We start from the raw sequence: 20,394 nt of genomic DNA on the forward strand, positions 1-20,394 counted from the left end.
GAACTTGTACTTGAGGCCGGAGGCGTCGCCGGACACCCTGGCCTTGAGGGAGACCCCCTGGCCGGCGCGGGCCGAGGAGGGCGCATCGATGCCGTCGACGGTGTAGCGATCGGTGACCTTGACGCTTGCCGTGGCGTGCTTGGCCCCGGCGCCGTCGATCACGTCGAGGGTGACGGTGTAGTCGCCCGGCTCGGTCGGGGTCCAGGTGGCCTCGGGCGAGTCCTGAGACGAGCCGCCCACGACGCCCCACTTCTTCCAATCGTCCTTCTGCCACACGAACTTGTACTTGAGGCCGGAGGCGTCGCCGGACACCCTGGCCTTGAGGGAGACCCCCTGGCCGGCGCGGGCCGAGGAGGGCGCATCGATGCCGTCGACGGTGTAGCGATCGGTGACCTTGACGCTTTCCGTGGCGTGCTTGGCCCCGGCGCCGTCGATCACGTCGAGGGTGACGGTGTAGTCGCCCGGCTCGGTCGGGGTCCAGGTGGCTTCGGGCGAGTCCTGAGACGAGCCGCCCACGACGCCCCACTTCTTCCAATCGTCCTTCTGCCACACGAACTTGTACTTGAGGCCGGAGGCGTCGCCGGACACCTTGGCCTTGAGGGAGACCCCCTGGCCGGCGCGGGCCGAGGAGGGCGCATCGATGCCGTCGACGGTGTAGCGATCGACAGTGCAAGTAGTGCTTTTTGTTACGACGCCTTTCGAATCAATAACATCGCAGCCAACCTTATATGTCCCGCTCCCATCAACAGTCCATTCAGCTGAAGAGTTTTCAGAAGGCCCGGCGATTACTCCGCTTGTTCCAGCATCAGCACCCGTTCCCTGCTTTTGCCAATAGAACTTATATTGCAGACCACTAGTCTCACCAGTCATTTCAGCAGAAATGCTGACGGTATCTCCTTTGAGCACCCCTTCGCTTTTTGAAAGTTTAACACCAATAAAAGAGTATTTTTTTTCGTTAGATGAAGAAAAACCCTCTCCGTACCAATAACTGACATCAACGTCAGTGTTTACACCGGGAACGCTGCCGCGCGCAGAATACTGCCAGCAATCATATTTAGCAGGAGCCTCTGGAGCAAGATCGATGGACTCATCGTAACGACCTCCATACCAATACTGGGCAGTCCAGATGCTCCAGCCGCTAGAAAGAAAGCAAGGGTCGGTAAGGTAGTTCTTGAACCAGTTAACGTTTGCGTAAATACCGGGCTTATACCCCGCAGCTGCAATTTGACCGCAGAAGGTCTTTGCGATCGATGCGAGCTTCGAGGGATCGTTAAATGGCGTCCACATGGGCGAACCATCAGCATTTGTTTTTTGCTCTTCCAAGTCATAGTAAACGGGAAGAGTGGGTGAATGGCCCTTAAGAGCACTTAACATCAAGCGTGCCTCGGCTTGGGCATCATCTTCATTGCGCGCATAGGAGTAAAGGTACACGCCATACGGAATTCCCAAACGCTCGCACTCGCTCACGTTGCGCTTAAAGAAATTGTCCAGCCTTCCGCCGTTTGTATCACCGGCAAAACCAACTCTTAGAATCGCAAAATCGATACCGGCATCTTTCACGGACTGCCAATCAATGGTTCCGTTATGCTCGCTCACGTCGATTCCTTGCGCCGTTGCGCCCTTAGGCATGCTGTGCATTGCACGGCCTTCGAAATCTGCGCTATCGCCATAATCGTCAGCAAGATCGGAGCGGAGCGAACCGTCGGCATAGCGCCACGAGTTCTCAACAAGGGAAGCCTCGATGTCATCATCAGGCGCCTCGTTAGAAACCTCATCGGCAGCTGCATCGGCAGAAGCAGATTCGGCATCCGCAGCCTCGCTGGAGTCAAGCGTCGAGGGGTCCTGGGCAGCCGAATCGCTCTCCGCCTGATCGCCAGACGTATCCGCAGAAACGTTAGAAGAGGCGCTCTCGTTCGCGGGCTGCGATACCTTCGGCTGCTCCTGAGCCAAATCGAGCGTCTCGGCATACAGCGCAAAAGGCTGGAGAACACCGGAAAACCCAAATACAAGGGAGAGCAATACAACAACGCAGCACTTTAGTCGGTTCATAGACATCAGTTCACCTCAATTAATCCTAGATATTAAAATTATAACAGCCCGAGTGGCGTATTTGTGGCCATGATTCATGGCAGCGCGTCAGTAAGCCCGTCGCAAAATCCTGGATTCACCAAAGGCGCAAACCAGTGCCTATACAAACCGCTCCAGGCACACTTTGAGCCCGCGGGTCGATAGGTAAAGCGACACGGCGTCCATAAGCGAGACCGTGCCAGTGCCGCTACTCAGCTTTTTGGAAACGCGGCGAACGGGGGCTTTTAAGGGCAGGCTCGCCCAATCGGGACCAAAAAAGGAGCCAAAACACGTCCTTATGCGGACTGCAATCTGACGCGCCTCGTCCCTTGGCAGGCGCGCAAGGTCGAACACAATCAGATCCAAGAACCACGTCACAAGCTCTCCGGGGCACAAACCCAAAAGCCCTCGCCTGTCCCAGCGCTCCAGTACTTCATGCAGCACCAGCAAATGGGCATCGACCTTGTCCATGCGCTTGGCACCGACGTTAAACACATGCGTCAGAGACTTCTCCTGCATCACGTAGTGGTACAACTTGTCGGGCGCAACGACTGTCTTGGCAGACAGCGGATACGATTCAAACTGAAATACAACATCCTCGGCAAACCGAACATTTTCGGCAAAACGCAAAGACTCACGCTCAATCAGCTCGCGAGAGTATGCCGCACGCCAGACATAGGGCTGCGTATTCGCAGAAAAAAGCAGAACCGGATCAAATGACTCAAACACGCACGCCTCAGGAGAAAGCAACTGCTTAATGCGCTTCGAGGCCAGCTCGGCAGGCTCGCACTCAGCTCCAAACACAACAATCTCCGGATGCTCCTCGGCAAACGTACCAACCAAGAATTCGGCAAGATTAGGCTCGACGTAATCATCCGAGTCAACGAAATCGATAATGGCGCCACGCGCCACATTCATGCCGGCATTACGGGCAGACGACAGTCCGCCGTTAGATTTCTCGACAACGCACACGCGAGAATCCTTGCACGCACACTTGCCAATAATCGCAGCAGAGTCATCCGGCGATCCGTCGTTAACAACGACGATCTCAATATCCGGACAGGTCTGCCCCAAAAGGGAGTCAAGACAACGAGGCAGGAATTCCTGAGTGTTATAGACAGGAACAATAAAAGATACCTTCGGGTTTGCCATAACTCCCCTATTTCTTAATTACATCCAGGACAAATGCCGCGACCACGCCCGGGCCACCGACACGCGCATAATGCTTCGCGCGACCCATCGCGCCGGCATTGGCAAAGTCCGAAGACTCTGCCAGCCACTTTTGCGGATCGTCGACAATAGCCATCAAGTTTGCGCGCTTCCACGGCTTAAGGTCTGTTAGCTCAAACTCGTGGGCTTCAAGCGCCCCATGGAACTCCTGGGCCATACGGTCCAAAAACTCAGCGTAAAACTTGGGATTCAGGCGAATGTAGCTCCACATATACGAATCGTATTTAATGATATTTGCAAACCTAAGCAGCTTGGCAACGTCCTGCGAAGAGTGCGACTCGGCGAAATCCTCAACAATCCAGCGATGAATCTCGGCATACTCGTCGTTAACACAATGAACTTTATTAGGCGAATTGACCGAAGAGCCCTCGTTATCCTGGCGATATGAAAGCACGGAATCATGCAGGTAAACCGCGGTATCGGCAAGAGCGAACACCTTAAAGGTAAACGAGGCGTCCTGAAACGCAGCGCCAGGCGTCGGCAAGAAACGAATGGCATTACGGTTCAAGAAGTCTCGACGATACACCGCAGACCAAATCGATGGCTTAAGCGAGAAGGCATCGACGGTATCACTCGGGTGTACCGGCTTGCGGCAGTCCTTAGCTTTAAAGAGCTCCATCCGCTCTCGGCGCTCCTCCGGCTTCGACCAATACAGGTCAAAATTCGCCTTTGCAAAATCGGCGTCAAAGCACTCGGCAGCTGCCACGAGCTTCTCCAGCGCACCGGGCGCCATAAAGTCATCGGACTCCAGAATGCCCACGTACTTGCCGCGCGCCATATCGAGCCCGCAGTTCATCGAGTCGCCGTAGCCGCTGTTCGCCTTGTCAATCATCTTGACGCGCGCATCGCGATCCATGTACTCGCGGATTATCGCCGGAGAGTTGTCGGTAGAGCCATCGTTGATGCAGATGATCTCGATGTCCTTGAGCGTCTGCGCCACGGCTGAATCGAGGCACTCGCGCAGGTAACGCTCAACGTTGTAGATGGGAATAAGCAGCGACAGGACAGGGCTGCCAGAGGCGTTAGTAGACAAATGTGCTCCTTAGGAAATACCTGTCGTTTCATGGTATCAAAGGGTCGTCCCGCCCGCGGGCGTTTATATAATCTATGGAGCCCGCAGAGACGAACCGATACGAAAGGACGTCATGCAGCCCAAAGCCGCACGCAATATATCCATCGAAGCGCTGCGCTTGGTCGCGGTCGCTGGGATTGCCATATTCCACACGTTTCAGTGGACCTTCCAGGCGACCTGCGTCGGCGTCGTGGAATATACGCCGCTTGCCGTCTTTCCCTATTCGGGATTGCTGGGGTTCATCAACCTGCTTGGCTGCTGGGCCAACGAGGTCTTCTTTATGATCTCGGGCTATTTTCTCATCGCTTCGGCCGCGCGTGCTTGGGACGGTGGGGCAATGCGGAAGTCGCAAATGCAACGAACGGCGCATCGCATTGGCAAGGTCGTTATGCCCACTGCGTTTTATTGCCTCGTGGCGCTCGCGTGGTCCACGGTCGTCTCCCCCATTCCCGATGTTACCCTCAACACGCACTACTGGTTCACACTAGGCCTTGAGTTTATCTGGGTCTATGCCGCCACGGTCTTCATGACGCCATGGTTTGGACTGGCTAAGAGTCGACTCCCCCAGAAAACCTACAAGACGACGGTCATCGCCGTTGGCATCCTCGCATTTGTTGTTAACGGGTATTTGGCCGCCATGAGTGCGGCAAGCGGCGGTGAGTTTTCTTGGCTGCAGAAGCTCATGAGCGCTGCCACGTACGTAATCGCGTTTTTGATCGGCGGGCTGCTCCGCGACGTTACCGATGTCATGGAGTCGGACAGGGCGGGCGCCTTGGGCATGCGCTCGCTCGCAACGGTTTTGGTGCTCGCCACCATCCTGGAAGGAGCGCTCTCCTTCACCGGCAACCTCACGGCGATGGCAGTCCTCTCCTACAAATCGACCTCGTTGATCTCGTTTGCCCTCGCTGCCGCCTCCCTGCTCTTTGCGGCAACCCGACGCAGCGCCTCAGGCAATCCGCGGACTGCGGGTGTCATCGTCACTTTATCGACCGCCACGCTCGGTTTCTATGTGATGCAGTCGCTCACCAGTAGCCTGTGGCGTCCCGTCTTCAATACGTTGCTCGCAAACATACTGGTCAGCCAAAACAGCCCGGCAGCTATATGTATCGTCACGGGTACCGTCATTAGCATCGTCTTTGCCTTAGCGCTCCTCATCATCGATGCAGCTAGAAGCTTTATCGATCGCAAGCTCAAGCGGCAATAGACACGCTGCCGTCAGACGCTAAAGCCGCTACACCCGTGGCAGGTTCCTGCGTTTTATTCAAAGCTTGCCGTCAAGGTGCGCCGACCCTTTACAATAGGACAGTCCCAAGGACGTATTCGATAGCTTCCGTGCAGCGCATGCGCGCCGCGCGTGAAAGGATATATTGCCCCATGTCTTCAACCCTTCCCGCTCCCATCGATAAGCTCGCCATCGTCGTCGTTACGTACAAGCGCCAGGAACTCCTGGCCAACCTGTTCGACTCCATGACCGAGCTCACGGCAACGCCCTGGCGCATCGTGATCGTCGATAACGAGAATTCGCGCGAGACCGAGGCCATGTGCACCGCATTCAACGAACGCCTGGCCAACCTGTGGGGCATCGACACCGAGCAGCCCGACGCGAAGGGCGGCACCGACCGCGTCATCTACGCCCCGCAGCTCGAAAACGGCGGCGGGGCGGGCGGCTTTTCCGCCGGCACCAAATGTGCCTACGACCTGGGCGCCCAGTGGTTTTGGGTCATGGACGACGACGTGCTCGTCATCCCCGAAGGCATCGAGCGCCTTGCCAAGTGGACCGACCGCTACGATGTCATCCAGGGTTCGCGCCTGGACTTCGACGGTGGCGCCTTCTTTTGGCAGTACCAGCTTATCCTTTCGCTTGGTATCCCCAACCCCATCGCTAAGTGGGACCTGGGCCCCGAGGGCTACCGCGCCATGAACCAGCTGTGCTTTGAAGGCGGCCTGTTCTCGCGTCGCGTGGTCGACAAGATCGGCCTGCCCGACGCGCGTTTCTTTATCTACGGCGACGATGCCTGCTACGGCTACGTGGCCAGCCAGCACTTCCCCGCCGCCGTGGTCGCCGACGTGGTTCTCAAGCGAGCCCGTGCCGTCTCTAACTGGGATATCGCGGGCAAACGCCAGCTCAACTCCACGAGCGACACCAACCGCTACTACATCATGCGCAACCGAGGCTTCCTCGCTCGCTACATGCAGATTTACGGCGACTACCACCCCATCTTGTTCCGCTTGGGCAACGCCGCGACCTTCTGCAAGGAGTTCATTCGTCTGGCAGCCGTCGACAAGTGCTTTAAGACCGGCATTCCGGCGCTGCGCCGCGGCATGAAAGACGCCCGCAAGATCATCAAGGATCCCGACTGGAAGCCCATGCCGCCCATGAAGGACACGGATTAGCGGGCACCCCCGCAGCATCGCCTGCCCCTACAGCCGCTGGCACACCGCTGCCACATGCTGCCCGTCAAAACCGAATCCCCAGCGCATACGGCCCACACCGGGTCGCGGCACGCGAATCTTGTCGATGCCGTCGCGCTCTATGTCGAGCAGCGCCTGAACGGCCAGCAGCTCCAGGCCCAGCGCATCCACACCGGGGTCACACATCAAGTTGATTGTTATCAGCGGACGCTCTTCGAGCATGCCGATCGTGTCTGCCACGTCAAACACAGAGCCCGTAGGAAAAACCTGAATGTCCCAGCGATTCGCGCCACGCTTTCGCCTCGAGGCAGGATTGGCATAGCCCGGCAATCCAAAGCAGAGTCCCTGCAAGAGCAGGTGATATGGCAGCGGCGCATCTGGGTCGGTCGAACCGATTCCCGCATCTCCCAGGATGCGGTCTAGCGCCCGCCTCACCGCATCCTCGTTCCCACGACACAACCCGTCGCGAAACGCATCGACATCCCGAATGTCTTCGGCAGCACACTCAAACCACTCAATAATCACCAGACGCAAGGCTTGGCGAAGCTCATTATTGGGCAACCGCAGAGCACGGAGGCGACTGCCATGTTCCGGCTCCTCAGTCATATCTGTCGTGAGGAAACCGGACAGATACAGCGCCGTCCACAGGTCATCATCAGACGAGGCCTCCGGCCCCGCAGTGCCCAAACAAAGCGGGGCCTCAACACATCCATGGGGCTCGAGCAAATCGAACAAGACTGAAAGGCAATCGAGATTCCACCCGGCAACTACCCTACTTAGACAATCGGCATACCCATACAGATCGGCTCGCACAGGCGCTGTGCAGCCTCGGTCCAGAAAACCGATCACACGCGCTGGACTCGAGCAATAGGTCCTGCCAAACCGATATCCCTCGAGCCATTCACGCGCATCATCCAGGTATTCCTCGCGTCCAGCATGATTCAGCAGAGCCTCGACCTCGGCATCCGAAAAGCCGAACCAACGGTCACACCACGCTGACAGCGGCGTCGTCAGACAATACGAGCAGCCGCGCGAAGAAAGCGCCGCCTCGGCAGGGCCGGGACGCTCCCCCATCAGACACGTCAACCGTAGCGAATGGCCCGCGGCGGCAATGGCGTCAAACAGCACGCGATCGAATAGCTCTACCGGATCGGCGCCAGAAGCGTCCCTCGCGCTCGCACGGCCCAGCCACGCCGCGTCGTACCCATCAACGAGCAATACAACCTGCTCATCGCAGGCCATCTCCAGTAGCTCAATGAGCAGACCAAGCACCGAGTCAACCTCGGCCTCGCTCGCCACACCACGCGCAACGCGTTCGATGTGACGCACCTTATCTCGAGCTAAATCCGGGGCTTCCAAGAGTGCCAGCAGGCGAGCGCACTCGTCCGAAAGAGCATCGCGCACGACGTCGGCAACAGCGGCGCCACGTCTCACAGCGTCAGAAAAGTCCAGCGATATCACCGGATAGCAAGCGTACTCGTTCCTATAGCGCCCGCCGTCCGCATCCCAAATCTGAGCACCGGCAAACGAGATCCGACCGGCGCGACCGACCACGGGACGCTCCAGAAAAGCCTTGAGCATCGACAAGTTCATGCTCTTGCCAAAACCCTCGGGTCGGCAGCACACCATAACGGACGCATCGCAATTCAGAACATCGGCAATAAACATGGTCTTGTCGACCAGCGTGCAGCGACCAAGAGCCTCCATATAGTCATGCATGTCAATCGGCAAAACCGCATCGTCGGCACCACCGATCAAGCACACGCCAAAGCCGGCAGCACAACCATTATTTGCCTGTTCAGACATTGCAACGTTCCCCCTAAATCGCAGCACGATGCCAATTGTAATGACCGCCTCGCACGTACTGATGTAGCGCGCAAACATATCGGGCAACGGTAGCAACATGGGGTGTGAGGGGGCATAACTAATCGTTGCACAACAAAACGAAGCATGATGCAGCAGCACCAGGCTCCGTCCCGACTCTTTAGCCGTCTGACAATCGAGAGGCTACTCCTCAGAACTGTCCTCCCCAGCAGCCTTACGCTGCTGATCGAGCTTATTCTTGCCACTCACAATAGAGGTGACACCCAGCGTGGCCAAGCTTGCACTGGCAAGGCTCGCCATAACAATGATGTCGCCCGTCTTGGGCATGGTACCGCCCGAGGTCTTGGTCGTGGTAGTCGTCGCGGTGGTCGTAGTACCGCCCTTGTCACCGGCCTTCTGAGCATCGGCGTCGGATTGCTTCGCGGCGTCATCGATCGAAGCATCGCCGTCAGCCCTGGGCTCAGAGGCCCCATCAGAAGTGTTCTCATCAGAAGAAGAGCTGCCGTTAATGCCCGCCATCAACGACGACCCCAACATAGAGCCAAGCTGCTCGCCGGTAGAAGGCTTATTTTCCGTCGAGGAATCGCCAGCATCGGAGCCCTCGTTCGAACCTTCCTCGGAGACATCAGAGCCAGAACCGTTAGAGGACCCAGCATCGGCAGAAGAGTCGCCGGTACCGTTAGAAGTGCCCGCATCGGAAGAGCCAGAATCCGCACCGCCCGCAGCGCCGTCAGAGCCAGGAGTCGACGAATCGCCAGCCGAAGTGTCGCCAGACGCAGCTCCACCATTGCCGGCATCATCGCTGCCGCCATCAGTCGAGGGCGTATCAGTATCGTTATCGTCGCCCGCATCGTCATCGGTACCAGGCGTCGGTGCGGCGGGAGCAGCGGGCGCCATGCTCGGACCGGGCGTCGGCGCCGGCGCGGGCTCCGGCTCAGGCTCCACAGGCGTTGCTGCGGCAGCCTCGTCCTCGGTAATATAGACCAGACAATCCTTGAGCTCATTGCGGTAGCGGTTCTTCCAGCCCTCGTGGTACTGGGGCTGGCTTGCATACTTGGTCGCCACATTATTGACCACGCTGTTGGAAAGCGCCGTCACAAACTCGCGGTCGGTCATACTGTTAGAAAGGTTTGCCCAGCGGAAAAAGTCCTGGCAGCCACCGGTGCCGCACATATTGGTGATACTCCACACCATACCCTTGACGCAGTCAGCACGACCGGAGATGTCAATGCCAAGAGCGCTCTTGAGCCATGCCTCGGTCACTGCATAGTACGAGTTGTACGCATACGCATCCTGCAGGGCTGAGAACTCAGCAGGGTCGGTGTTATAAGCGCCCTGGAAGGCCTCCTGCGCAATACGGCCCAGCTCGGTGAGCTGGCCGTTCGCATACATTGGGTTGTTCGCGTTGGAAATCTCGCTGCCGCGATCGATCGCGGCCTTAAGCATGCCGTACTTGGCAGAATCGTAGTTGTAGACCTGCTTCATAAACGGAATGAGCGACCAACGACGGTCGAACTGGTAATAGCCCAGCGCGTTATAGCCGTCACCATACGAAAATCCCTGGTTATAGTTGCCGTGGCTCTCGTATTTGGTGAAGTACTTCATCTCGGCGGTCACGTTGACAAACGAAACACCCTGAACCGACCTCAACACGCCCGAGAAGGACTGCTGGGTGTAAAGGCCCTTATCGATATCGGTGGCATCCGAGGCAACGCCCGGCGTGGGCTCCTCGGCAACAGCAGTCACAGGCGCGGCAACGGTGCCAAACGAAAGCGCCAACGTCAGGCCCGCGACAATTGCGGAATGCTTGGGCTGCATAGATCCTCCCTGCATTGGTGTGGTTAAAGAGCAGTTTGCAAAGATGAATTCAGTATTGCAGCTCCCCGTTTGTTGCACAACAACCCATCGGCAAACGGCAACAACCCTCCGCGAAATCTTAAGGAATTAAACAAACTGGTCGTCGGGCACCAGAAGAAGCTCGCCGTAACGCTCCATCAGCCCGTCTCGCAACTGACAGAAAGCGGGGATATAGACGTTCAAGATGCGCTGAATCAAATCCTGAGCGAGCTTATTGTCATAGATATGAACGTTCGTATTGCGGTCTCTGAGCATATCTAGCCAGGCCGCCTCATCAATAAAGTCGTAGAATCGGTAGGCCTCCTTCAAGATGGCACGAGGAGACCCCGACGCGGCAAGCGTGGCACCCTCATACTCGAGCAGACGCTTAAGGAGCTTCCAGCTTAGTTCAAATTGAAGATTGAACTTATTAATCAATCCACTCTGAACAAAATCATTGTTGAGATCCTGATTGGGCGCATCCTCAAGATTCGCCAAGGCGCTGGCAAAGTTCTCATATTTTTTCATACAGAATCACACCATCCCTGGCAATTTCATCGAGCAATTGCTGCGATAAGGACTCGTCGAGATTGACGACATCTACATCTAAAAGAGTATCAAGACGCTCATCGATCAAATATGAGAAACGGCCGAAATCCCGGCAACCTGCTACGGCGATGTCAATATCGCTCTTGGGCAAGTTGTCGCCTCGAGCACGAGAACCAAACAACATGACCTTCTCGGCGTCACATTCCCGAGCAAAAACTTCGATTTGCTTGTACACCTTGTCGAGAGATGCCATTTGCACCCCTACAGCTTAATGTCGAAGTTGATCTCGGGGACGGCTGCCAGGTCGGCCAACGTCACGCCGTCAACGTACTTTTCGATCACGTCGTCCAGACCGCGCCAAAACCTGACGGTCGAGCAAAGGTCGCTGCGGGTACAGCTGTTGTCGATACCGTCGCACGCCACCGGAGCCGTGCTGCCCTCAACGGCGCGCAGGATGTCGCCGGCGCGCACCTCGGCCGGGTCCTTGGCCATCATGTAGCCGCCGCCCTTACCGCGTACGCTCTTAAGCAGGCCCGCCTTCATTAGCGGACGAACCAACTGCTCCAAATACTTTTGCGAGATATGCTCGCGGTCGGCGACCTCGCGCAGGGCAATCTTGCCCTCGGTGTCACCAAGCGCTGCGATATAGATCATCAAACGGAGGGCATAGCGGCCCTTAGAAGAAATGAGCATACCTACCCTCCCATTGTTCCTGGGACAAAATCACCTGGGGCGTTTGTCCCAAATCTTATGCACGCGGGGCAAACAAACCTGATAATTATGTCCCACATCTAAAAAGTCGAGTGGATTAGTCGGGTTTTCCCTTGACTAACGCCGAACCCATAGTAACTTTATTCCGAGAAGATTCCTAGGGTTTAGTACACCTATGAGTACACCATATACAGAGAGGGACAGCATGAGCGCAAATCCGCTGCTTTCCATCGAAGGTCTGACCGCCTCCGTGGACGAAAAGACCATCCTCCACAACGTCAACCTCAACGTCGCCGCCGGCGAGACCCACGTGCTGATGGGACCCAACGGCGCCGGCAAGTCCACCCTCGGCCACCTGGTCATGGGCGACCCCGTCTACACCGTGCAGGACGGCCGCATCGTCTTTGACGGCCAGGACATCACCGAGCTCACTACCGACAAGCGCTCCCGCGCCGGCCTGTTCCTGAGCTTCCAGGCCCCGGTCGAGATCCCGGGCGTGCCGCTGTCAAGCTTTTTGCGCGCCAGCATCGCCGGCCGCCCCGGTCTGGAGATGAAGGGCAAGGAGTTCCGCCGTCGCGTCAAGGAGCTCGCGGCCGAGCTCAACATGGACACCGCCTACCTCAACCGCGAGCTGGGCGTAGGTTTCTCGGGCGGCGAGAAAAAGAAGGTCGAGATGCTCCAGCTTCTGCTGCTGCAGCCCAAACTCGCCATCCTGGACGAGACTGACTCAGGCCTGGACGTCGATGCCCTGTCCACCGTCAGCCACGGCATGGACGCCTACCGCAAGAGCTGCGACGGCTCCATGCTCATCATCACGCACAACACGCGCATCCTGGAGCACCTGGATGTCGACCGCGTCCACGTTATGGTCAAGGGCCACATCGTGCGCGAGGACGACGCCTCGCTGATCCCCTGGATCGACAAGAACGGCTTTGAGACCTTCGAGCGCGAGGCCGCCGAGCAGCGCGCCCAGGCCGAGGCCGCCGCTGCCGAGCAGCAGGCGTAAAGGGGCGACGCAATGACCAAGAACCGCACCGAGGTCGCGGACATCGACCGCAGCCTCTACGACTTCACCTATGGCGAGGAGGGATTCGAGCGCCTCGACGCCGGCATCACGCCCGACATCGTGCGCGAGATCAGCGCAAAGAAGGACGAGCCGCAGTGGATGCTCGACCTGCGCTTAAAGTCCCTCGAGATTTTCAACCGCTTCCCCGACCCGACGTGGGGGCCCTCCATCGAGGGCCTGGACATGGACAACATCGTCACCTACGTCAAGCCCAACACCGACCAAAAGCACGACTGGGAGTCGGTGCCCGACGACATCAAGAGCACCTTTGAGCGCTTGGGCATCCCCGAGGCCGAGCGCAGCTACCTGGCGGGCGTCGGCGCGCAGTACGACTCCGAGCTCGTCTACCACAACATGCAGGACACCGCGTCCAAGATGGGCATCGTCTACTCCGGCATCGAGGAGGCCCTGCACGACCCGCAGTGGGAGCCGCTCATTCACGAGAAGTTTATGACGCTCATCCCGCCCACCGACCACAAGTTTGCGGCCCTGCATGGTGCCGTGTGGTCGGGCGGCTCGTTTGTCTACGTGCCCAAGGGCACCAAGCTCGACTTCCCGCTGCAGAGCTACTTCCGCCTTAACGCCAAGGGCGCCGGCCAGTTTGAGCACACGCTCATCATCGTCGAGGACGATGCCGACCTGCACTTCATTGAGGGTTGCTCCGCGCCCAAGTACAACGTAGCCAACCTCCACGCCGGCGCTGTCGAGCTCTTTGTGGGCAAGCGTGCGCACCTGCGCTACTCGACTATCGAGAACTGGTCCAAGAACATGTACAACCTCAACACCAAGCGTGCGCGCGTGGACGAGGATGGCGACATCGAGTGGATCAGCGGCTCCTTCGGCAGCCACGTGGGCTACCTCTACCCCATGAGCGTGCTCAACGGCCGCCGCGCCCGCTCGAGCTTTACCGGCATTACCTTTGCCGGCGCCGGCCAGAACCTCGATACCGGCTGCAAGGTCGTGCTCAACGCACCCGAGACCTCGGCAACCGTCGAGACCAAGGGCATCTCCAAGAGCGGCGGCATCCAGACCTTCCGCAGCTCCATCGTGGCCACGCCCAAGGCCGAAGGCTCCAAGGCAACCGTGAGCTGCCAGTCGCTGATGCTCGATGACCAGAGCCGCTCCGACACTATTCCGGCCATGGACATCCGCGCCAAGAACGTCGACATCGGCCACGAGGCCACCATCGGCCGCATCGGCGACGACAAGGTGTTCTACCTGATGAGCCGCGGCATCTCGGAGGAAGAGGCCCGCACCATGATCGTCAACGGCTTTGCCAACCCGGTCTCCAAGGAGCTGCCGCTTGAGTACGCCGTCGAGATGAACAACCTGATCAAGCTCGAGATGGAAGGAGCGATCGGATAATGAAACAGGAAACCAACACCGCTGCTACCACGCTCGAGCAGGTTAATGCGATGCCGGCAGCAACTTGGGGCTGGCTCAAAATGAACCAGACCAAGCTCGAGCTTTCGGACGAGCTTTCCGCCGCTCCCGCCGAGGCCGTTGAGGTTGAGGGCCTGGACGAGCAGTTTGCCGGCTCGGCCGACGCCTTCGATGCCGCCATGGAGGCCATGGCCGAGCGCTTCCCCGAGCGCCGCGCCTCCGCCCCCGGCGACGCCGCCGATCGTGCCCGCATCACGCCCGAGACCGAGCTCGACGTGCCCGCTACCTCCGTCTACCAGGCCGGAGCCATCAAGCTCGAAGAGGAGCTCTCCCCCGCCGAGGCCTTCGAGACCGGCATGGGCGAGGCCGCCTACACCTATCTGGCCGATCACGCCACCAAGCGCGTCGTCATCGATGTGCCCGCATACCAGCACGCCACGGTTACCGTGCGCGTGAGCGGTGTCGACGCCGCCGCGGCCATCGCCGCTATCGATGTCGTCGCCCGTCCGCAGGCAACGCTCGACCTGTGCATAGCCCTGGACTCCCCCGTTGCCGGCCAAGGCGTCGTGGGCTCCGTGCTACGCGTGTGCGCCCACGAGTACGCCACCGTCAACGTAACCTGCACGCAGACGCTCGACGATAGCTGGATCGCGCTCGACGACACCGGCCTGTTCCTGGACGAGGGTGCGCGCGTCAACGTGCAGCACACCGTCCTGGGCGCCGGCGCCAGCGCCACCGGCCTTGCCGGCGACCTTCTAGGCGATACCGCCAAGGTCACCATCGATACTGACTACCTGGGCGCCCGCGAGCAGGTGCGCGACTTTAACTACGAGCTGCGCCACCGCGGTCGCAAGACCGAGTGCGAGATCGACGCCAACGGCGTGCTGACCGGCACGTCCAAGAAGGTCTACCGCGGCACCATCGACCTCGTGCACGGCTGCAAGGGTGCAACCGGCACCGAGCGCGAGACGGTGCTTTTGGCCAACAAGGGCGTCGACAACAAGACCGTCCCCGTCATCCTCTGCGACGAGGATGACGTTGCCGGCAACCACGGCGCCACCATCGGCCACGTCCGCGACGAGCAGTTGTTCTACCTCGCCTGCCGCGGCCTTGACCAAAACGCCGCCGAGGACCTGTTCATCCGCGCCAAGTTGGAGGATGCTGCGCTTTCCGCCACTGACGAGCGCACCCGCGCCGCCGTCGTCCGCTTGGGCAACAACCTGATCGACAACTTTGAAGAGGAGCTCGCATGATCGACACCGAGCACGTTAAATGCGACACCTGTACCGCACCGGAGCCTATGGAGCTCGACGCCAGCGACGAGGCCTCGCGCGGCTGGCCTACCGTCGACATCGAAACCAATCCCTACAAGGCGCAGTTCCCGCTGTTCCAGCAGCACCCCGAGATCGCCTTCCTCGATAGCGCCGCCACCGCGCAGCGCCCCGCCTGCGTGCTCGACGCCGAGCGTGACTTCTACCAGCGCATGAACGCCAACCCCCTGCGCGGCCTGTACTCGCTGTCCGTCGAGGCCACCGAGGCCATCGCGAAGGTGCGCCAGCAGATCGCCGACGTCATCGGCGCGCCCCAGGCCAACGAGGTCGTCTTCACCCGCAACACGAGTGAGTCGCTCAACCTGGTCGCCAAGAGCTTTGCGCCCACGGTCCTCGAGCCGGGCGACGAGGTCGTCATCACCATCATGGAGCACCACTCCAACCTGATCCCGTGGCAGCAGGTCTGCCGCGAGACCGGCGCCAAGCTCGTCTACCTCTACCCCACCAAGACCGGCCAGCTCACGACCGAGGAAGTGCTTGCCAAGGTGGGCCCCAAGACCAAGATCTTGGCCGTGGGTCAGGTCTCTAACGTCCTGGGCGTCGAGAACCCGGTCAAGAATCTCGGCAAGCTCGTGCACAAGTATGGCGGCTATCTGGTCGTCGACGGCGCGCAGTCGCTGCCGCACATGCCGGTCAACGTGGCAGATCTGGGCGCCGATTTCTTTGCCTTTAGCGCGCACAAGGCCATGGGTCCCATGGGCATCGGCGTGCTGTGGGGCAAGATGGACCTGCTCAACGCCATGCCGCCCATGCTTACCGGCGGCGAGATGATCGACTCGGTCACCGAGCAGGACGCCGTCTGGGCGCCCGTCCCCGAGAAGTTCGAGGCCGGCACGCAGGACGCCGCCGGCATCTTCGCCACAGGCGCGGCGCTTGATTACCTGGTTAACACCGTGGGCTACGAAAACATCCAGGCCCGCGAGCAAGCGCTCGTCCACTACCTGATGGGCGAGCTCATGCAGCTCGACTTTGTCCAGATCATCGGCTCTATCTATTGGGACAACCATCACGGCGTCGTGAGCTTTAACGTCCACGGCATCCACCCGCACGATATCGCGAGCATCATGGACATGGACGGCGTCTGCATCCGCGCGGGTCACCACTGCGCGCAGCCGCTGCTCACCTGGCTGGGCGTCGAGAACCTCGCCTGCTGCCGCGCCAGCGTGGCCTTCTACAACGACAAGGCCGATATCGACAAGTTCATCGCCGGTCTGCATCACGTTTGGAGCACGTTCAATGGGTAATCTGTACACCTCCACCACGTTTATGGAGCACAACTCACACCCCGACTACAAGTACGAGATGGATGCCCCCACGCACGAGCACGACGGCATCAACCCCAGCTGCGGCGACGAGCTCACCTTGCAGCTACGTGTCGAGAACAACGTGATCGAGGAGGCCTCGTTTACCGGCCACGGCTGCGCCATCAGCCAGGCCAGCGCCGACATCATGGCCGACCTCATCACCGGCGAGACGGTCGAGGAAGCACGTCGCTTGGCAGGGCTCTTCCTCGCCATGATCCGCGGCGAGCAGCTCTCCGAGGAGGACCTGGAAGATCTGGACGAGGCCGCTCAGCTCCAGGACATCTCGCACATGCCCGCCCGCGTTAAATGCGCCGAGTTAGCCTGGCGCACCCTCGACGGCATGCTCACGGGACAAAATAATCAGTAACATTTGTCTCAAATCTGAAGAATTCTGTTGGCCGAATCGCTTAACTTTTGCGATTCGGCCATTTTCTTTACTGCCTTTATCTCGAGCCCTCGACCTGCGCGTCCACCTGCGCATAAGCACGCACAATACGAGAGGCAGTACTTTTGCCAACCCCGGTATACCGCTCAATCTGGCGCACCGTGAAACCGGCATCGTGCAATCCAACAATAACGGTATCGCGCCGCGCCGGCGGTGCGGCTTTAACATCGCGAAGCGGAACCCCGAGGCTCTTCGCCAACCTGTCGGCAAAGGCGTGGCGTTCCCACTCCGTCTCTTTCATATCGCGCAGCGCCGGTTTGCCGCCGTCGGGCATCGCTAGCGAATAGGCAATAAAGCCCTCGGCAGAATCAAAAAGTTCAAGCACGCAAGAAGGATCGGAAAATCCCCTCGTGGCATCGGCCGCATCACTGTCGTAAGCGCGTAGATGCTCCGCAAAGCTGCTCCAGGGATAACGCTCGATTAGGCTAACGCCCGCCTCCTGCGGATCGGCGTGTACAGAGCGAATAGCCTCCATCACCTGCCAGTCGGTATCGAGCGAGCGGCGCTCAAAACGCTCACGAAATAGGCAGCCCGCGCGCCCGGTACGTTTATTGAACCGACGAGCATACGTCAGCAGAAGCCGCTGCATGGCTGTGCTCATTTTGTCCTCGTAATCCAAAAGCACCAGATCCACGTAGTCGCTCATGAGACACCACGCCACAATCGTCACCTGGGCATCGCGGCAGCACTCGCACATCAGCTCCAAAAACTCCCACCGGTCCTCGTCGCTCTCAAAGATCTGCCGCCCGGCCATACCGCGGGCGCAAACATGGTAAAAACCGGTGATCGTTTTCCAAACGCGCTGCATGGCGCTCCCTTCGCCGGGATCTGCTTACCATCCAATACATCACGATTGAAACGTGCCATCAAAACATTCACGCAAAATGGCACCCGTCGACGGTAAAAGGCGGCAAACCGACGGCGAACGGCAATATAGCCACAGGTCAGGCAACGTTGCCTTGCCAAAAGCTTGACCAGAACCGATCCCCTTCAGCGGACCGCGCAACCGCAAACAACTTGATTAAATCGTTTCAATTGAAAGTTCCGCGCTTCTCGCTACGAAAACTGAGCCGTTCGCCGAATATTCCGTGCATTTCGCGGTATTATAGGGGCTGCATGTCATGTCCCTTTCGAAGGGTCGCCCGGCAATCGCCAGCCACGACCCCCAGACGGGACGCCAACACGATAGAGAGGAGAGGCATGCAGTACTCACAGGAAGTGGAGAACATGTGCCCCGTTGCCAAGGGTGCATACCACGGCCCCGCACCCATCCCCGAGGAGGGCAAGTGGGTCCAGGCTAAGGAGATTTCCGACATCTCCGGTCTTACGCACGGTGTGGGTTGGTGCGCACCTCAGCAGGGCGCCTGCAAGCTCACGCTGAACGTCAAGGACGGCATCATCGAGGAGGCCCTCGTTGAGACCATCGGCTGCTCGGGCATGACCCACTCTGCCGCCATGGCTTCCGAGATCCTTCCCGGCAAGACCATCCTCGAGGCCCTCAACACCGACCTCGTCTGCGACGCCATCAACGTTGCTATGCGCGAGATCTTCCTGCAGATCGTTTACGGCCGCAGCCAGACCGCGTTCTCCGAGGGCGGCCTGCCCGTGGGCGCCTCCCTCGACGACCTCGGCAAGGGCCTTCGCTCTCAGGTCGGCACCATGTTCGGCACCAAGGCCAAGGGCGCTCGTTACCTCGAGCTCGCTCAGGGCTACGTCACCCGCATGGCTCTCAACGACAAGAACGAGATCATCGCGTTCGAGTTCCTGAACCTCGGCAAGTTCACCGACGCCGTCAAGGCCGGCAAGACCCCCGAGGAGGCCATCGCTGGCGCTATGGGCCACTATGGTCAGTGGGAGAACGCTGCCAAGTACATCGACCCGCGCACCGACGAGGAGACTCACTCCGTCGCCAGCGTGTTCCCGGTTCACGAGTAGAAAGGGAGGGAAATAACTATGACTGTTACGTTCGAAGGTTACGAGCGCCGCGCTGACAAGATCAACAAGTGCCTCGCCGACAACGGCATCGCCTCCCTCGAGGAAGCTCTGCAGATCTGCACCGACAAGGGCTTCAACCCGCGTGAGATCGTCAACAACACCCAGTCCATCGCCTTCCAGAACGCTGAGTGGGCCTACACCCTCGGCTGCGCTCTCGCTGTCAAGCGTGGCGCCAAGTCCGCTTCTGAGGCTGCTGCCATCATCGGCGAGGGCATCCAGGCCTTCACCGTTCCCGGCTCCGTCGCCGAGGACCGCAAGGTCGGTCTGGGCCACGGCAACCTGGGCGCTATGCTGCTCTCCGACGACACCGAGTGCTTCGCCTTCCTGGCCGGCCACGAGTCCTTCGCTGCCGCTGAGGGCGCTATCGGCCTGGCTCTGAACGCCAACAAGGCTCGTAAGAAGCCGCTGCGCGTTATCCTCAACGGTCTGGGCAAGGACGCTGCTCAGATCATCGCCCGCATCAACGGCTTCACCTACGTGAAGACCCAGTTCGACTACTACACGGGCGAGCTCAAGGTCGTCGAGACCATCCCCTACTCCGATGGTCCCCGCGCTGCCGTTAACTGCTACGGCTCCGACGACGTCCGCGAGGGCGTTGCCATCATGTGGCACGAGAACGTCGACATCTCGATCACCGGTAACTCCACCAACCCCACGCGCTTCCAGCACCCCGTCGCTGGCACCTACAAGAAGGAGCGCATCGAGGCTGGCAAGAAGTACTTCTCCGTCGCTTCTGGTGGCGGCACTGGCCGTACCCTGCACCCGGACAACATGGGCGCCGGCCCTGCCTCTTACGGCATGACCGACACCATGGGCCGTATGCACTCCGACGCCCAGTTCGCCGGTTCCTCCTCCGTGCCTGCGCACGTCGACATGATGGGTCTCATCGGCATGGGCAACAACCCCATGGTCGGTGCCACCGTCGCTTGCGCTGTCGCCGTCGAGGAGGCCCTCAAGGCCTAATCGCGCCCGCGCGATGCTCATACAGTTGAGCTTTAGAGCCGCTACCTTTCGAGGTAGCGGCTCTTTTTGTTTGCGCTGTCGCAGGGTGACTAATGCCGATATAACAGTTGGGGCGAAATACGAGATGTGACGAGATGGAACGCCAGAGCGTCCATGACGCACACCTGCCATATTTGCCCTTTACCGATTTATCCAATCTTTGCGAC

18 protein-coding genes are annotated in these 20,394 nt (G+C 59.3%); 9 read left to right on the forward strand and 9 right to left on the reverse strand.

The genetic code is table 11. The features are described 5' to 3' along the window. The 3 genes from V2391_RS08215 to V2391_RS08225 all read right to left on the reverse strand — a co-directional run. Positions 1–1,950, reverse strand: a 1,950-nt coding sequence (locus V2391_RS08215) for a GH25 family lysozyme (protein ID WP_329738934.1), incomplete at its 3' end; no start/stop codon positions are given. A 237-nt stretch (positions 1,951–2,187) separates the two neighbouring features. After that, on the reverse strand, positions 2,188–3,219 hold the full coding sequence (locus V2391_RS08220; RefSeq protein WP_329738935.1) for a glycosyltransferase family 2 protein: 1,032 nt from the start codon (positions 3,217–3,219) through the stop codon (positions 2,188–2,190). Between the two features lie 7 nt (positions 3,220–3,226). Then, a complete protein-coding gene (locus V2391_RS08225; protein WP_329738936.1) occupies positions 3,227–4,330 on the reverse strand; it encodes a glycosyltransferase in 1,104 nt (367 codons plus the stop codon). A 112-nt stretch (positions 4,331–4,442) separates the two neighbouring features. Here V2391_RS08225 and V2391_RS08230 point away from each other — a divergent pair, with 112 nt between their 5' ends. Beyond that, the gene (locus tag V2391_RS08230) at positions 4,443–5,573 is read left to right on the forward strand and encodes an acyltransferase (protein ID WP_329738937.1); all 1,131 of its coding nucleotides are present in this window, start codon (positions 4,443–4,445) and stop codon (positions 5,571–5,573) included. 170 nt (positions 5,574–5,743) lie between these two features. Then, positions 5,744–6,763, forward strand: coding sequence for a glycosyltransferase (locus V2391_RS08235; protein ID WP_329738938.1), 1,020 nt, complete (start codon positions 5,744–5,746; stop codon positions 6,761–6,763). A 27-nt stretch (positions 6,764–6,790) separates the two neighbouring features. Here the strand turns inward: V2391_RS08235 and V2391_RS08240 are convergent, their stop codons facing one another. The 5 genes from V2391_RS08240 to V2391_RS08260 form a co-directional block, all read right to left on the reverse strand. Next, a complete protein-coding gene (locus V2391_RS08240; RefSeq protein WP_329738939.1) occupies positions 6,791–8,587 on the reverse strand; it encodes an AAA family ATPase in 1,797 nt (598 codons plus the stop codon). A gap of 201 nt (positions 8,588–8,788) precedes the next feature. After that, on the reverse strand, positions 8,789–10,423 hold the full coding sequence (locus V2391_RS08245; protein ID WP_329738940.1) for a hypothetical protein: 1,635 nt from the start codon (positions 10,421–10,423) through the stop codon (positions 8,789–8,791). A gap of 126 nt (positions 10,424–10,549) precedes the next feature. Beyond that, on the reverse strand, positions 10,550–10,969 hold the full coding sequence (locus V2391_RS08250) for an HI0074 family nucleotidyltransferase substrate-binding subunit (RefSeq protein ID WP_329738941.1): 420 nt from the start codon (positions 10,967–10,969) through the stop codon (positions 10,550–10,552). Beyond that, a complete protein-coding gene (locus V2391_RS08255; RefSeq protein WP_329738942.1) occupies positions 10,956–11,243 on the reverse strand; it encodes a nucleotidyltransferase family protein in 288 nt (95 codons plus the stop codon). The genes V2391_RS08250 and V2391_RS08255 overlap by 14 nt, the downstream gene beginning before the upstream one ends. An 8-nt stretch (positions 11,244–11,251) precedes the next feature. Next, on the reverse strand, positions 11,252–11,683 hold the full coding sequence (locus V2391_RS08260) for an RrF2 family transcriptional regulator (protein ID WP_329738943.1): 432 nt from the start codon (positions 11,681–11,683) through the stop codon (positions 11,252–11,254). A gap of 223 nt (positions 11,684–11,906) precedes the next feature. Here V2391_RS08260 and sufC point away from each other — a divergent pair, with 223 nt between their 5' ends. The 5 genes from sufC to sufU are packed head-to-tail and all read left to right on the forward strand — an operon-like array spanning position 11,907 to position 17,152. After that, complete coding sequence (sufC, locus tag V2391_RS08265) at positions 11,907–12,707, forward strand: Fe-S cluster assembly ATPase SufC (RefSeq protein WP_118346006.1); 801 nt, start codon at positions 11,907–11,909, stop codon at positions 12,705–12,707. A 12-nt stretch (positions 12,708–12,719) separates the two neighbouring features. Then, entirely contained in the window at positions 12,720–14,132 is a 1,413-nt protein-coding gene (sufB, locus tag V2391_RS08270; protein ID WP_117848423.1) for a Fe-S cluster assembly protein SufB, read from the forward strand. Next, a complete protein-coding gene (locus V2391_RS08275) occupies positions 14,132–15,403 on the forward strand; it encodes a SufB/SufD family protein (RefSeq protein ID WP_329738944.1) in 1,272 nt (423 codons plus the stop codon). The genes sufB and V2391_RS08275 overlap by 1 nt, the downstream gene beginning before the upstream one ends. After that, positions 15,400–16,725, forward strand: a complete 1,326-nt coding sequence (locus V2391_RS08280) for an aminotransferase class V-fold PLP-dependent enzyme (RefSeq protein WP_329738945.1) — start codon at positions 15,400–15,402, stop codon at positions 16,723–16,725. The genes V2391_RS08275 and V2391_RS08280 overlap by 4 nt, the downstream gene beginning before the upstream one ends. After that, the gene (gene sufU, locus V2391_RS08285; RefSeq protein ID WP_329738946.1) at positions 16,718–17,152 is read left to right on the forward strand and encodes a Fe-S cluster assembly sulfur transfer protein SufU; all 435 of its coding nucleotides are present in this window, start codon (positions 16,718–16,720) and stop codon (positions 17,150–17,152) included. The genes V2391_RS08280 and sufU overlap by 8 nt, the downstream gene beginning before the upstream one ends. Before the next feature lie 76 nt (positions 17,153–17,228). Here sufU and V2391_RS08290 read toward each other — a convergent pair whose 3' ends face one another. Further along, entirely contained in the window at positions 17,229–18,038 is an 810-nt protein-coding gene (locus tag V2391_RS08290) for a transposase (RefSeq protein WP_329738947.1), read from the reverse strand. Between the two features lie 392 nt (positions 18,039–18,430). On the opposite strand from V2391_RS08290, the gene V2391_RS08295 reads away from it, so the two are divergent. Both V2391_RS08295 and V2391_RS08300 read left to right on the forward strand, forming a co-directional pair. Next, positions 18,431–19,165, forward strand: a complete 735-nt coding sequence (locus V2391_RS08295) for an iron-sulfur cluster assembly scaffold protein (protein WP_006235554.1) — start codon at positions 18,431–18,433, stop codon at positions 19,163–19,165. Between the two features lie 18 nt (positions 19,166–19,183). Beyond that, on the forward strand, positions 19,184–20,188 hold the full coding sequence (locus tag V2391_RS08300; protein ID WP_117640944.1) for a GGGtGRT protein: 1,005 nt from the start codon (positions 19,184–19,186) through the stop codon (positions 20,186–20,188). The last annotated feature ends 206 nt before the right edge of the window (positions 20,189–20,394 follow it).

The organism is Collinsella sp. CM84Y_54, assembly GCF_036317945.1.
In the GTDB taxonomy this organism is placed as follows: domain Bacteria; phylum Actinomycetota; class Coriobacteriia; order Coriobacteriales; family Coriobacteriaceae; genus Collinsella.